Origin of the sequence: Brevundimonas kwangchunensis (assembly GCF_039523815.1) — a bacterium.
Taxonomy (GTDB): Bacteria; Pseudomonadota; Alphaproteobacteria; order Caulobacterales; family Caulobacteraceae; genus Brevundimonas; species Brevundimonas kwangchunensis.
In genome coordinates this window covers 308,425-322,368 of sequence record NZ_BAAAGA010000002.1, presented here as the reverse complement: position 1 = coordinate 322,368, position 13,944 = coordinate 308,425, and the positions used below count along the sequence as shown (strand labels likewise).

Annotated in this window: 14 protein-coding genes; 4 read left to right on the top strand and 10 right to left on the bottom strand. The window is 67.3% G+C overall.

Annotated elements, in window-relative coordinates; genetic code table 11:
• Positions 1-26: 26 nt before the first annotated feature.
• From ABDZ95_RS06555 to petA, 3 genes are read right to left on the bottom strand one after another with little or no spacing between them, the layout of a single operon-like run.
• Positions 27-902 carry a cytochrome c1 gene (locus ABDZ95_RS06555; protein ID WP_343791904.1) on the bottom strand — a complete coding sequence of 292 codons (876 nt, stop codon included), beginning with the start codon at positions 900-902 and terminating at the stop codon, positions 27-29.
• Positions 903-910: 8 nt separating this feature from the next.
• Positions 911-2,209 (bottom strand): cytochrome b, encoded by a 1,299-nt coding sequence (locus ABDZ95_RS06550; RefSeq protein ID WP_343791902.1) that lies wholly within the window; start codon positions 2,207-2,209, stop codon positions 911-913.
• Positions 2,210-2,226: 17 nt separating this feature from the next.
• On the bottom strand, positions 2,227-2,760 hold the full coding sequence (gene petA, locus ABDZ95_RS06545) for a ubiquinol-cytochrome c reductase iron-sulfur subunit (RefSeq protein WP_343791900.1): 534 nt from the start codon (positions 2,758-2,760) through the stop codon (positions 2,227-2,229).
• Positions 2,761-2,955: 195 nt separating this feature from the next.
• On the opposite strand from petA, the gene ABDZ95_RS06540 reads away from it, so the two are divergent.
• Positions 2,956-3,396, top strand: a complete 441-nt coding sequence (locus ABDZ95_RS06540) for a tRNA (cytidine(34)-2'-O)-methyltransferase (RefSeq protein WP_343791898.1) — start codon at positions 2,956-2,958, stop codon at positions 3,394-3,396.
• A gap of 2 nt (positions 3,397-3,398) precedes the next feature.
• Here the strand turns inward: ABDZ95_RS06540 and ABDZ95_RS06535 are convergent, their stop codons facing one another.
• Positions 3,399-4,661, bottom strand: coding sequence for a dipeptidase (locus ABDZ95_RS06535; protein WP_343791896.1), 1,263 nt, complete (start codon positions 4,659-4,661; stop codon positions 3,399-3,401).
• Between the two features lie 121 nt (positions 4,662-4,782).
• Between ABDZ95_RS06535 and hemF the strand changes: the two genes are divergently transcribed.
• Positions 4,783-5,658, top strand: a complete 876-nt coding sequence (gene hemF, locus ABDZ95_RS06530; protein ID WP_343791894.1) for an oxygen-dependent coproporphyrinogen oxidase — start codon at positions 4,783-4,785, stop codon at positions 5,656-5,658.
• A gap of 4 nt (positions 5,659-5,662) precedes the next feature.
• Here the strand turns inward: hemF and ABDZ95_RS06525 are convergent, their stop codons facing one another.
• Both ABDZ95_RS06525 and ABDZ95_RS06520 read right to left on the bottom strand, forming a co-directional pair.
• A complete protein-coding gene (locus ABDZ95_RS06525; RefSeq protein WP_343791892.1) occupies positions 5,663-8,158 on the bottom strand; it encodes an ATP-binding protein in 2,496 nt (831 codons plus the stop codon).
• 87 nt (positions 8,159-8,245) lie between these two features.
• Positions 8,246-8,935, bottom strand: coding sequence for a glutamine amidotransferase-related protein (locus tag ABDZ95_RS06520; RefSeq protein ID WP_343791890.1), 690 nt, complete (start codon positions 8,933-8,935; stop codon positions 8,246-8,248).
• Between the two features lie 71 nt (positions 8,936-9,006).
• Here ABDZ95_RS06520 and ABDZ95_RS06515 point away from each other — a divergent pair, with 71 nt between their 5' ends.
• The gene (locus ABDZ95_RS06515; protein ID WP_343791888.1) at positions 9,007-9,312 is read left to right on the top strand and encodes an antibiotic biosynthesis monooxygenase family protein; all 306 of its coding nucleotides are present in this window, start codon (positions 9,007-9,009) and stop codon (positions 9,310-9,312) included.
• Here ABDZ95_RS06515 and rlmJ read toward each other — a convergent pair.
• On the bottom strand, positions 9,309-10,127 hold the full coding sequence (gene rlmJ, locus ABDZ95_RS06510) for a 23S rRNA (adenine(2030)-N(6))-methyltransferase RlmJ (protein WP_343791886.1): 819 nt from the start codon (positions 10,125-10,127) through the stop codon (positions 9,309-9,311). The two genes, ABDZ95_RS06515 and rlmJ, sit on opposite strands and share 4 nt — an antisense overlap.
• An 88-nt stretch (positions 10,128-10,215) precedes the next feature.
• On the opposite strand from rlmJ, the gene ABDZ95_RS06505 reads away from it, so the two are divergent.
• On the top strand, positions 10,216-11,211 hold the full coding sequence (locus ABDZ95_RS06505) for a DNA topoisomerase IB (protein ID WP_343791884.1): 996 nt from the start codon (positions 10,216-10,218) through the stop codon (positions 11,209-11,211).
• 3 nt (positions 11,212-11,214) lie between these two features.
• On the opposite strand, the gene ABDZ95_RS06500 is transcribed toward ABDZ95_RS06505, so the two are convergent.
• Genes ABDZ95_RS06500 through ABDZ95_RS06490 form a run of 3 tightly spaced genes read right to left on the bottom strand, consistent with a single transcriptional unit; the run spans position 11,215 to position 13,929 of the window.
• A complete protein-coding gene (locus ABDZ95_RS06500) occupies positions 11,215-11,673 on the bottom strand; it encodes an opioid growth factor receptor-related protein (protein WP_343791882.1) in 459 nt (152 codons plus the stop codon).
• A gap of 13 nt (positions 11,674-11,686) precedes the next feature.
• A complete protein-coding gene (gene tdh, locus ABDZ95_RS06495; RefSeq protein ID WP_425542976.1) occupies positions 11,687-12,739 on the bottom strand; it encodes an L-threonine 3-dehydrogenase in 1,053 nt (350 codons plus the stop codon).
• Positions 12,739-13,929: a glycine C-acetyltransferase gene (locus ABDZ95_RS06490; RefSeq protein ID WP_343791880.1), complete on the bottom strand. Its 1,191-nt coding sequence runs from the start codon at positions 13,927-13,929 to the stop codon at positions 12,739-12,741. Before ABDZ95_RS06490 ends, tdh begins: the two co-directional genes overlap by 1 nt.
• Positions 13,930-13,944 lie beyond the last annotated feature (15 nt).

The following is a 13,944-nucleotide window of genomic DNA, read 5'->3' as shown; positions in this document are numbered from 1 at the left end:
GATCGTTTCAACCTGTCAGGCGCGCCTTAGTGGGCGACGCCCTTCCAGATGCGGCGGTACGACAGGTAGGTCACGCCGGCGAACAGGAACAGGAAGATCAGCACGCCGACGCCGGTCTGCTTGCGCTGGACCTGCTTGGGATCCGAGGCCCAGGCGATATAGGCGGCGACGTCCTTGGCCATCTGATCGACCGAGGCGACGGTGCCGTCGTCATAGGTCACCTGACCGGCGCGCAGCGGGTCGGGCATGGCGATGAAACCGCCCGGAGGGACGTGATCGGCATCACCGGTCCAGAACGGCGACAGATCGCCGGCCATGTACTCGTTGTAGTTCTGCCCCGGACGCATCTGCAGGCCGGCCGGCGGAGCCTTGTAGCCCGTCAGCAGCGAGTAGATGTAGTTGGCGCCGCCGTGGCGGGCCTTGGCCATCACCGACAGGTCCGGCGGAGCCGCGCCGCCGTTCGCCGCGGCGGCAGCCGTGGCGTTCGGGTACGGATGCGGGAAGCGGTCGGCCGGCGTGCCGTCGCGCATGATCGGCTCACCGGTCTCGGTGTCGATGTCCGGGATCTGGAACTCTTTCGACAGCGCGCGGACGAAGCGGTTCTCCGCCGGGCTGGCCTGATGGGAGTCGTAGAACGGACCGCCCGGCTCGGCCAGGGTGCGGAAGTGCATCAGGTCCATGCTGTGGCACGAGGCGCAGACCTCGCGATAGACCTTGTAGCCGCGTTGCAGCTGGCCCTGGTGGAAGGCGCCGAACGGACCGTCGAAGCTGAAGCCGCCGTCGCGCAGGGCGTGGCCTTCGCCGCCCGCCGCCATGGCGGGCGTGGACAGGGCCAGGCCGGCTGCGGCGGCGATCAGGACCAGGGTCTTCTTCATGGACGTCATCGAAGTCTTGAGGGTCATGGTCGCGCTCAGCCCTTGTGCTCGTCGCCGCCCGCCAGAACGGGCTCGGAGATCGTGGCCGGGATCGGCAGCGGCTTCTCCTTCAGACCCACCAGCGGCATGATCACGACGAAGAACAGGAAGTAGTAGGCGGTCAGGAAGCGGGTCAGCCACAGGTAGCTGTTCAGATCGCCGTCAAAGAGATTGAAGGTCGCGAAGCCCGGGATGACGTGAGCGTCAGGCAGTTGGGCGCCGCACCAGCCGAGCCCCATGCCGACGATCACGAACACCACGAAGAACCAGCGCATGACCGGACGGTAGCGCATCGAGCGGACCTTCGAGGTATCCAGCCACGGCAGGACGAACAGCACGCCGATCGCCGCGAACATGGCCACCACGCCGCCGAACTTGTCCGGCACGGCGCGAAGGATCGCGTAGAAGGGCAGCATGTACCACTCGGGCACGATGTGCGCCGGCGTCTGCAGCGGGTTGGCCGGGATGTAGTTGTCGGCGTGACCCAGGGCGTTCGGCATGAAGAAGACGAACAGGGCGAACAGCATCAGGAAGAGGATGATCGCGAAGCCGTCCTTGACCGTGAAATACGGGTGGAACGGAACGGTGTCCTTCTTCTCGCGGTCCTTCGGGATCAGGATGCCGACCGGGTTGTTCTGACCGGCGTGGTGCAGGGCCCACAGGTGGAGAACCACGCAGCCCGCGATCACGAACGGCAGCAGATAGTGCAGCGAGAAGAAGCGGTTCAGCGTCGCGTTGTCGATCGCCGGGCCGCCGCGCAGCCAGATCAGGACCGGCTCGCCCACGACCGGGATCGCCCCGATCAGGTTGGTGATCACCTCGGCGCCCCAGTAGGACATCTGGCCCCACGGCAGCACGTAGCCGAGGAAGGCGGTGGCGATCATCAGGAAGAAGATCAGGCAGCCGACGATCCAGATCATCTCGCGCGGCGCCTTGTAGGAGCCGTAGTACAGGCCACGCAGCATGTGCAGGTAGACCGCGATGAAGAACATCGAGGCGCCGTTGGCGTGGGTGTAGCGGATCAGGTCGCCGCCGTTGACGTCACGCATGATGCGCTCGACCGAGGCGAAGGCCATCTCGGTATTCGGCACATAGTGCATGGCCAGCACGATGCCGGTCGCGATCTGCGTGACCAGGCACAGGGCCAGAATGCCGCCGAAGGTCCACCAGTAGTTGAGGTTCTTCGGGGTCGGCAGCGACATGTAGTCGGCGCCGAAGCGGACGATCGGAAGACGGGTATCGAGCCATTTCTCGACGGCGGTCTTCGGGACGTAGGTGGATTCGTGAGCGCTCATCGTTCTCTCGTACGTCCTCAGCCGATCTTGATGCGGGTGTCGGACACGAACTCGTAGGTCGGCACCGGCAGGTTGAGGGGAGCCGGACCCTTACGGATGCGCCCCGAGGCGTCGTAGTGCGAACCGTGGCATGGGCAGAACCAGCCACCGAAGTCGCCGGTGCCGAAGGTCGGCACGCAGCCCAGGTGGGTGCAGTTGCCCAGCACGACCAGATACTGGTGATGGCCGTCCTTGGTGCGGGCGGTGTCGCTTTCCGGCGGGCTGCCCGCGTTCGGCTCGCTGGCCAGGGTCTGCAGCTCGGCCGGAGTGCGGTAGCGCACGAAGACCGGCTTGCCCTGCCACTTGATCACGACCTGCTGTCCTTCCTGGACCTTGGTCATGTCGAACTCGATCGAGGCCAGAGCCAGCGTGTCGGCCGCCGGGTTCATCTGGTTGATCAGCGGCCAGGCGACCATCGCGCCGGCGCCCACGGCGGCCGCGCCGGCCGCGATGTGAATGAAGTCCCGGCGGGTGGCGTCGCCGCCTTCACCTTCAACGACCGATTCGGCCACGTCTCACTCCGTCGTACGCCGGATTCCACGCCCGGAAGGGAGCGTGGCGATACGGCATGGATGCTGTGCGAAAACCCGAACCTCCCGTCCGGCCCGATTTCGCCACGGTTTCCCGCAACCCGCTGACGTTTCTTGCGAAACGTTCGCAAATCAGACCGCGACAAGCCCCCGGGCCGCGCGTATGAGGGCCTTAGAATGCGTCTCGCCCTTTTTCAACCAGCCATTCCGCAGAACGTCGGGGCCTGCATCCGACTCAGCGCCTGTTTCGGCGTCGAACTGCACGTGATCGAACCTGCCGGTTTCCGTTTCGACGACCGGGCGATGAAGCGCGCGGCGCTGGATTACGGGCCTCTTGGGCATATGACCCGCCACGCGAACTGGGAGACCTTCCAGCGCGATCGCGGCCCGGGACGGCTGGTGCTGTTCACCACGAAAGGCGCCACACCCTTGCAGGAATTCGACTTCCGGCCGGACGACGTCCTGCTGTTCGGTTCCGAGCCGACCGGCGCGCCGGACTACGTCCACGAGGCCGCGGACGCCCGGGTCGTGATTCCGCTGGAGCCTGGCGCCCGGTCGCTAAACCTGTCGGTCAGCGCCGGGATCGCGGTCTGGGAAGGGTTGAGAGCCGGCCGCTAAGGCTATTCCGGCGCGCCGTCGCCCGGCAGAGCCGCAAGGGACGGACGCTCGGCGCGCTTGCTGGCGGCGACCGCCTCGACCGACCGCATGACCCGCAGGACGTTCTCGCCCGCCAGCTTGCGGATGTCCGCCTCGGTCCAGCCACTGGCCATCAGGGCGGCGAGGATGCGGGGATAGGCGTCCACGCCGTCAACGTCGTCCGGCAGCGCGTTCACGCCGTCGAAGTCGCCGCCCAGCCCGACGTGATCGATCCCGGCCACGTCACGTACATGCTGGATATGGGCGACGACGTCGGCGATGCCGGCGCGCGGGGTGGGGTTGGCGGCGCTCCAGGCGGCGAGGCCGTCGGTTACCGCCTGCGGGCTGCCGGGGTGCAGGGACTTCAGTCGGGCGTCCTCGGCCGCGCGGGCGGCGCTCCAGGCGCGCAGCGTCTCGCTGACGAAGCCGGGCACGAAGGTGACCATCACGACGCCGCCGTCTTCCGGCATCGTGCGAAGCACGGCGTCCGGCACATTGCGCGGATGATCGGTCACGCCCCGCGCCGACGAGTGGGAGAAGATCACGGGCGCGTCCGACACCCGCATGGCGTCCAGCATGGTCTCTTCCGAGACGTGGCTGAGGTCGACCATCATGCCGAGGCGGTTCATCTCCTTGACCACCTGCTCGCCGAACGGCGACAGCCCGCCCCACTTCGGCGCGTCGGTCGCGCTGTCGGCCCAGGTGGTGGTCTTCGAGTGGGTCAGGGTCATGTAACGCACGCCCGCCTCGTGGAACTCGCGCAGCAGGCCCAGCGAGTCGTCGATCGAATAGCCGCCCTCGATACCCATCAGGCTGGCGATCCTTCCCCGGCGATGGATGCGGGCGATATCGTCGGCGGTCGTGGCCAGCTCGAAGGTCTCCGGATAGGCGGCGACCATCCGGCGGACGATGTCGATCTGCTCCCAAGTGGCGACGGCCGCATCGGGCGGCGACAGGCTGGCGGGCACATAGACCGACCAGAACTGGCCGCCCACACCACCGGCGCGCAGGCGGGGGATGTCGGTGTGCAGCCGGGTCGAGGTCGCAAGGTTGGTCTCCAGATCCACGGCGAAGGGGTCGCGGGCATGGTTCTCGCGCAGGGCCCAGGGCAGGTCGTTATGGCCGTCGATCAGCGGCGTGCGTTCGAGAATGCGGCGCGCCCTCGCCTCTCCGTCTGAGCTCTGGGCCGTGGCGGCGCCCGCGGTCAGGGCGGCGACTACGGCGGACAGGACGATGGATCGGATCATGACGGCTCCCCTCGGTTCGGTCGGAACACTGGCATGAGCAGACGCCCGGTCAAGGACCGCCATTCCCCCTTGGACCGTTCGTCCGCTTCTCGCGACCCGGCGGACGCGGTAGGAGCAGGCCATGACCGCCGAGACCAATCCCCTCGCCCTGAAGAAGCAGCACGCCCGCGCCTGGTTCGAGGAACTGCGCGACCGCATCCACGCCGGCTTCGAGACGCTGGAGGACGAGGCCTCGCCAGACCTGTTCCCCGGCGAGCCCGGCCGGTTCCTGCGCACCCCGTGGGACCGCAAGGAAGGCGGCGGCGGCGTCATGGGCATGATGCATGGCCGGCTGTTCGAGAAGGTCGGCGTCCACGTCTCGACCGTCCACGGCAGCTTCCCGGCCGACTATGCGAAGAACGTCCCCGGCGCCGAGGAAGACCCACGCTTCTTCGCCACCGGCATCAGCCTGATCTGCCACCCGGTCAGCCCGCGCGTGCCGGCTGTGCACATGAACACCCGCTTCATCGCCACGACGAAGAGCTGGTTCGGCGGCGGCGGCGACCTGACGCCGGTGCTGGATGCCGACCGCCGTGACGACCACCCGGACACCCTCGCCTTCCACGCGGCCATGAAAGAGGCCTGCGACGCTTTCGATCCGGCCTGGCATGCGAAGTACAAGGCGTGGTGCGACGAGTATTTCTTCCTGCCACACCGCAACGAGCCGCGCGGCACCGGCGGCATCTTTTACGACCACCACGACAGCGGCGACTGGGACCGCGACTTCGCCTTCACCCGCGGCGTCGGCAAGACCTTCCTTGAAGTCTACTCCCGCATCGTGCGCGGACGGATGGACGAGCGCTGGACGGCGGATGAGCGCGAGGAGCAGCTGGTGCGTCGCGGCCGCTACGTCGAGTTCAACCTGCTCTACGACCGCGGGACGATGTTCGGCCTGAAGACCGGCGGCAACGTCGACTCGATCCTCAGCTCGATGCCGCCCGTAGTGAAGTGGCCCTGAGGCTTCAGGCCGCCTGATCCATCCGTCCGGCGGGCTCCAGAGCCGCGCCGATGGCGTCGAACAGGGCCTGCAGGGTGATGGGCTTGGTCAGGTGACCATCGGCGCCGGCCATGCGTCCGGCCTCGACATGCTCGGCCATGGCGTTGGCGGTCAGCATCAGAACCGGCGTGCGGCTCAGCCCCCTCGCCTGCTCCAGCGCCCGGATCTCGCGGGTGGCGGTCAGGCCGTCCATGACCGGCATCTGCATATCCATCAGCACCAGATCGAAGCCGCCGCCGGTGAAGGCGTCGAGAGCCTGCTTGCCATCCTCGACCGTCACCAGCTCCATAGGCGTGGCGGCCAGCATGATCTCGACCACCTTGCGGTTGGCAGGATGGTCGTCGGCCAACAGAATGCGCAGAGGCGCCTCGCCGACCTCGATAGAGGTCTCGGCTTCGACCGCGGCCAGAACCGGGGCTTCCGCTTTCGAAAGCGGAATCTCGAACCAGAAGCTCGAACCCTCGCCCGGCGTGCTGTCGCACTCCAGCGCGCCGCCCATCAGTTCGACGAGTGCACTCGAGATGGCGAGGCCCAGCCCCGTGCCGCCGTATCGACGGGTGATCGAGCCATCGGCCTGCTGGAAGCGATGGAAGATGCGCGCCTTCTGCTCGGCGTCGAAGCCCACGCCGGTGTCGGCGACGCGGAACACGACGCGATCTTCGCCCGCCGAAGCGACGGAGATCGCCACCTGTCCGTCGGCCGTAAACTTCAGGGCGTTGCTGACGAGGTTGGTCAGCACCTGACGCAGTCGAACTGCATCTCCCTCGACAAACTTCGGCAGGGTCGGGTCGAAGTCGAAAGTCAGGGCCACGCCTTTGTCCTCGGCCTTGGCGCGCCACAGCAGGGCGACATCGCCGACGCCGTGCTTCAGGTCGAAGACGGTGGGCTCGATCGTGACCTGACCGGACTCGATCTTTGCGCTGTCGAGGATATCGGACAGCAGGCGCTCCAGCGTGGCGCCGGACGAGCAGATCAGATCGACCATCTCCCGCTCCTGCGGGTCCAGATCGCGACGGGCGAGAGCGTCGGCCATGGAGACCACGCCGTTCAGCGGCGTGCGGATTTCGTGGCTCATGTTGGCGAGAAACTCACTCTTGGCGTGGTTCGCATCCTCTGCCCGGCGGCGGGCGATGCGGAGCTGCCCGGTCTGACGCCACTGCCAGATCATCACGCCGATGGCGGAGGACAGGAAGACGATGACGATGGCCAGCATAAGCTGCTGCAGGTGCGTGTTCGACCGGGCCGTCTCCAGCTGCTCCCGGCGTTCGGCCAGTTGCTGCTGCATGTTGCCGGTGACCTGGTGGATGCCGGAGCTGAAGCTCAGCGCCGCGGCGGTCTCGCTGCTCTGCATGTGCGAGCGCAGCAGGCGGTAGCCCTCGGCCGTACGCCCTTCGGCGAACAGGACCTCGGCCTCGACATGGGCGACATCGGAGCCAACGCCGGTGTCGGTGGCGATGGCGCGCAGCTTGTTCAGATCACGACGGGCGCCGGCGGCGTCGCCGGTCTGGGCGCGGGCGATGGCGCGAAGCGGCAGGGCGTCGAGCGACAGGAAGGCGGCTTCGCCGAGGTCTTCGCCGTAGGGTGCGAGGCAGGCGAGCACATCACGCGGCGCGCTGCGGGCGCCGGCGACCATGGCGCAAAGGCTGGCGTCATAGATGCGCAGCGTCGGCAGGTCGGCACGGACGGCCAGACGGTGGTGGGCGGCGGCGAAGCGAGCGGCGCGGTCCAGATCGCCGACCTTCGCGGCCATCTTGGTCATGTTGTACAGGCTGTCGAAGTCCGGACGCGGATAGTCGGGGTTGGAATACTCGACCTCGAACTTGCGGAAGGCGGCGGCGGCGCCCTCGACGTCGTTCAGGTCCTTTAGCCCCATGCCGACGACCTCCCAGATGCCGGCCTGGGCGGTGTTGGCGAAGGGGGCGTCGACCGGGATATCGGCCTGGGCTTCCGCAAGACGCTCCAGCCCCTCGCCGACGCGACCCGCGTCCATCAAAGTCAGGGCGGTCAGGCGTGCGGCGTGAGCGCGGACGAACCAGTCACGGCCACCCTGCGCCATGCGGGCCATCTCGGCCGCCACCTCGGCCTCGCCGCGATCGTAGCGAATGGTCAGGGCGTTCAGGCGGGCGATATCCATGTACCGGGCGTCGCTCTGACGACGCGCGGCGGCTTCCAGACGGCGGTTCCAGACCTCGGCCTGATCGAATTCGCCCTGGTTCAGGATGGTCCAGGTGACGTGATAGAGCCGATTGAGCCCCTCCCGGTCGTGCCGGGCCATGGCCTCGCGACCGAAGGCGTCGAGGGCGGCGAAGCTGGTATGGCCGGCGCGGCGCTCGACAAAGCGGGCAAGGCTGTCGGCCTCGCCATCGCGGGCGTTGATCAGAGGCTGTGCGACCACCGTCGACGTCGATGCTAACAACGCAAGGACGGCGGCGAGCGCCACAACGAAACGGCTGAATGACATGCAAGCCCCGACGTAAGGAACTGATCCCTACACGTCAGATGTTTGCATAATGCTTAGCAATGATCGCCGAACGCCATGATTGCGCAATCAGGCTTCGATGAAGTTGCGGATCCATTGCGAGACGAGGGCGCGGTCGTCCGGCTCGCGCAGACTTTCCAGAGCCTCGTCCACCAGCTCGCCGTCGATCCGGCCCCGCCGGCCCGCGGTCAGCTCGGCGGCGTAGTCAGGCGCAAACTCGGGGTGGCACTGGAAGCTGATGGCATCGGCGTCCCACGCCAGCGCACCGTTGGGCGTGAAGGCGCTGGCGGCCACGACGCGGGCGCCGGGCGGGGTCACGACGACCTGATCCTGATGCGAGACCGGGATGGAGATCGTCGCGGACGCCGGCGTCATCCAGGGCTCGTCCGACAGGACATCATAGGCATGCAGGCCCACGCCCCAGCCCTTGTCCGATTTCTCGACCTCCCCGCCCAGAGCCTGCGCCATCGCCTGATGGCCGAAGCAGACGCCGACCAGCTTCAGCCGGCCTTTCGCCGCGCGAATCCAGTCCTGTAGCTCGTCGATCCACGGGTCGCTTTCGTAGACCCCAGCGGCCGAGCCGGTGATCACCGCGGCGTCAAAGACCTCTGGGTCGGGCCATTCACCCGCCTGCACATCGAAGGTCGTCGTCTCGATCCCGTCGCCGAGGATGGCCCGGAACATGGCGGGATAGTCGCCGTATCGGGTTTCCAGCGCAGGCGGCGGCGCGCCGGTCTTCAGAATGGCGACGTGAGTCATCTTGTCTCCTTCGTTACCGATATGGCGGTCGGCGCAAGACAACGGAAGACCGTTCAGCTAGACCGCGCGCCATGTCCGACGACACCGATCCCGTGGTCCTGATCAACGTCTACCGGTGCGAGCCGGAGAAACAGGCCGTGCTGATGGACCATCTGACCGCCATGGTCCGGACGCAGCGCGATCTCGAAGGCTTCATTTCCGCCAACGTCCACCGGGGCCTCAACGGCCGGGTCGCCGCCGTGCATGCGGTCTGGCGCTCCAAGGACGAATGGAAGGCTATGGCGCGCCATCCTTCCGTCGCCGGAGCGATGGAGCCGATCCTGGCCATCGCGACCTTCGAACCGCACCTCTACGAGCCCGGCGAAGTGATCGATTAGGCGGTCCAGACCTCGGCCTTCGCGCCGGCGTCGCCCAGCGTCCCCGCCACCCAGCCACAGATTTCCCGCGCCGCCGCCTCGGCGCCCGCCGGTGGCTGCAAGACCGCCATGGCGCAGCCGTTCATCTTCATCGGATTGGTCAGCGGCCGCAGGCGCGCCTCTGCGACCAGCACATTCTGCGCGCCCGACTGCTGCAGGCGACGCAGGAAGCCGTCGAACGTCTCCATGTCCTTCAGCGGGGTCCAGATCGCGACCATGGCGCGCGGATCGGCCTTCACGATCGCCGCCGCGGTGTCGGCGGCGCGCAGATAGTCATCCGGTTTCTCGAAGGGCGGATCGATCAGCACGAAGGCGCCCGGCGCGCGGGCGGCTTCCGCCTTCGCCTGATCGTAACCGTCGCCGCCGCGTCCCGAGGCCTGGGCGAAAGGCTCCAGCGCTCCGGTCAGCAGTTCCAGCACCGGCGGGTTCAACTCGAAGCCAATGTAGCGATCATCCTTGCGCAGCCGGCCGGAGACCAGCAGCGGCGAGCCGGGATAGAGGTTGGCGCCGCCGTGCGGGTTTAGCGTCGCGACTTCCGCCGCCAGAGCCTCGATCAGGGGCGGCCGGGTCTCGGCGGCCATCAGGCGTGCGATCCCGGCCTCGGCCTCTTTCGAGCGCGCGGCATCGCCGGTCAGGTCATAGACGCCTGCGCCGGCGTGGGTGTCGATCACGGTCACCGGACCGGAGACCTGCCGGCGCTCCAGCAGCCAGAGCACCAGGGCGTGCTTGACCAGATCGGCGAAATTTCCGGCGTGGAAGCTGTGGCGATAGTTCATGCGCCTGCCTCCCCCTCCGCGCGCCCGCGGTCAAGAGGAACCGGCGACCGGCGACGGGTGTTGGCCATCCGCGCTGTGCAGGACGACCATGACTTCCACCGACATCGTGCCCGAGGGGCTGACCTGGTGCAGCGACGAGTCGCCTGGCCTGACCCGGACGGCCTCGGGCAAGGGCTTCAGCTATCACGACCGCAAGGGCGACCTGATCAAGGACGAAAAGGTGCTGGACCGCATCCGCATGCTGGCCATCCCGCCGGCCTGGACCGACGTGTGGATCTGCCCTCGCGCCACGGGCCACATTCAGGCGACCGGACGGGATGCGAAGGGCCGCAAGCAGTACCGCTATCACAACGACTGGAGCCGTCACGCGTCGGAGACCAAGTTCGACCGCCTGCCCGCCTTCGCGAAGGCCTTGCCGAGACTGAGGAAGAGGGTGGACGCGGATCTCGGCCGGCGAGGCGCGTCGCGGGACAAGGTGCTGGCGACCGCCGTGCGTTTGCTGGAGATCACCCTGATCCGCGTCGGCAACGCCCAGTACGCGAAGCAGAACCGGTCCTACGGCCTGACGACCCTGAACAAGCGACATCTTGAGGTCGATGGCGCCGCGCTCACGTTCGCCTTCAAAGGTAAGAGCGGGGTCGAGCACGAGGTGAAGGTCCGCGATCGCCGTCTGGCCACCGTCGTCCGCTCAATGCGGGAACTGCCGGGTCAGCAACTCTTCAAATACCGAAGCGAGGACGGCGACCTGTGCGTCGTCACCTCCGATGACGTGAACGCCTACATCCGCGAGGCCATGGGCGAGGATTTCTCGGCCAAGGATTTCCGCACCTGGGCCGGGACGGTGTCGGCTGCGCGGGCGCTTAGGGAAGCGGAGCCGCCGACCTCGGCCACAGACGCGAAACGCAAGATCACCGTCTGCGTGAAGGCGGTCGCGGGGCTGCTGGGCAACACGCCGACCGTCTGCCGGTCGTCCTACGTCCACCCCAAGGTGTTCGAGCTCTACGAAAGCGGCGCCTTGGCTGCCGACTTCCCGGGGCCGGACGCGGCACGGTTCGAGCCGACGCTGATCAAGGCGCTGGCCTGATTTTCAGGCTGTCATCCAGTAGCCCTTCGCCCGGGCGCTGACAGGCGCGCGGCGCTCCTTCACCCGTTCGAGGATCAGGTCGCGGAAGCGATCGGCCTCGGCCGAGCCCCGAAGCAGGCGCAGGGAGCGGATGATCCGGGTGATCCTCAGATGATTGTGGTCCGCCGGACCCATCCAGTGATTGGTCCGGTTGTAGAAGGCCATCATCCTGTCGGCGCCGGCCGACAGGGCGACCATGGCCATGCTGGAGTTACGGATCGCCTCGACGTCCTCATCGGTCAGCACCGGAGAGTCCGGCACGGCCTGCGAGGCTTCCGTCAGGGGAAACAGCCACTGGATGTAGTCGTGCGTGCGCTCCAGCGAATCGTCGTTGAAGCCCAGCACGTCGAACAGCGTGCGCCCCCGCGCGTCCGCTCCCACGCCTTGCAGAAAGGCGAGAACCGCTTCCCCCGATGCCCCCATCAGTGCCTTCCCGTCAGGCCGCCTTGTCCCAGTTGAGCACGACCTTGCCCGACTGGCCCGACCGCATGGCCTCGAAACCTTCGCGGTACTGTTCGTAGCCCATCTGGTGGGTGATCAGCGGTTGCAGGTCCAGACCGGCCTTCAGCAGGCCCAGCATCTTGCGCCAGGTGGTGAACATCTCGCGGCCGTAGACGCCCTTGATGGTCAGGGCCTTCAGGATGATCTGGCCCCAGTCCGTCTCCATCGGCTTCGACGGAATGCCCAGCAGGGCCATGCCGCCGCCCATGATCAGGGTGTCGACGCACTGCTTGAAGGCGATCGGCGAGCCCGACATTTCCAGCGCCACGTCAAAGCCGACCTTCAGGCCGAGTTCGTGCATGACGTCCTTCAGGTCTTCCTTCGTCGTGTTCACCGTGCGCACGCCCGGCGCGACCTTCTGCGCGAGCTCCAGACGGAAGTCGTTGATGTCGGTCAGCACGACCGTCCGCGCGCCCGCGTGACGCGCGACGGCGGCGGCCATCATGCCGATCGGGCCGGCGCCGGTGACCAGTACGTCCTCGCCGAGCAGGTCGAACTGCTGCGCGGTGTGCACGGCGTTGCCGAACGGATCGAGGATCGAACCGATCTCGTAGGGCACATCATCAGGCAGCTCGATGACGTTGAAGGCCGGAGCCACGACGTACTCGGCAAAGGCGCCCTGGCGGTTCACGCCGATGCCGCGGGTGTCCGGATCCAGGTGGAAGTGACCGGCGCGGGCGGCTTCCGAGTTCAGGTCGATGACGTGCCCCTCGGCCGAGACGCGCTGGCCGACCTTCAGGCGGCGATCCACATCCTTGCCAATCGCGACGATCTCGCCGGAGAATTCGTGGCCAGTGATCATCGGCACCGGGACGTTCTTCTGGCTCCACTCGTCCCAGTTCCAGATGTGGATGTCGGTGCCGCATACCGCCGTGCGCTTGACCTTGATCAGCACGTCCTCGTCGCCCGGTGTCGGGATCGGCGCGTCGATCAGCTCGAGGCCGACCTCGGGTTTCGTCTTGGCGAGGGCCTTCATGGTGTCGGTCATCAGATCACTCCCAATTCCTTGCCGGCCGTCGTGAACGCCGCGACCGTCTGATCAATCTGTTCGAAGGTGTGCGCCGCCGACATCTGGGTGCGGATGCGGGCCTGTCCACGCGGGACCACCGGGAAGCTGAAGCCGATGACGTAGACGCCCAGCTCCAGCATGCGGGCGGCCATGTCCTGCGCCAGTTTGGCGTCGCCCAGCATCACCGGGATGATCGGGTGCTCGCCCGGGAGCAGGTTGAAACCGGCCTCGGTCATCGCCGCGCGGTAGCGGGCGGCGTTGGCGAACAGCTGGGTTCGCAGGGCGTCGCCCTCGCTGCCGCCAGCGATACGGATGGCCTCCAGCGACGAGCCGCAGACGGCCGGCGAGAGGGCGTTCGAGAACAGGTAGGGGCGAGCGCGCTGTTTCAGCAGGGCGACCACGCTCGACTTCGCGCAGATGAAGCCGCCCATGGCCCCGCCCAGCGCCTTGCCGAAGGTGCCGGTGACGAAGTCGACCTCGACGCCGTGGTGCGCATAGGAGCCGCGCCCCTGCGGACCGAGGAAGCCCGTGGCGTGGCAGTCGTCGACCATGATCAGGGCGTTGTACTTGTCCGCCAGAGCCCGGATATCCTTCAGCTTGGCGATATAGCCGTCCATCGAGAAGGCGCCGTCGGTGGCGATGACGATCTCGCGGGCGCCGTCGGCGCGGGCCTGTTTCAGCTGGGCTTCGAGGTCGTCCATGTCCGAGGTGGCGAAGCGGTAGCGCCTGGCCTTGCACAGCCGCACGCCGTCGATGATCGAGGCGTGGTTCAGGCTGTCCGACACGATGGCGTCGGCGTCGGTGAACAGAGGCTCGAAGATGCCGCCGTTGGCGTCGAAGGCGGCGGCGAACAGGATGGTGTCCTCGAAGCCGAGATAGTCGGCGATCGCCCGTTCCAGCTCCTTGTGGATCTCGAGCGTGCCGCAGATGAAGCGGACGGAGGCCGTGCCGGCGCCCCACTGCTCCTGCGCCTTGATGCCGGCCTGGGTGACTCGCTCGTCACCGGCCAGACCAAGGTAGTTGTTGGCGCAGAAGTTCAGCACATCGCGCCCGCCCACCTTGATAACGGGCCCCTGTCGGGAGGCGATGATCCGCTCGGGCTTGGTCAGCCCCTGCGCATCGATGTCGGCGAGTTCCGCGGAGACGCGGTCATAGAAGGTCGCTGTCATGCGCGCTCGCTACGC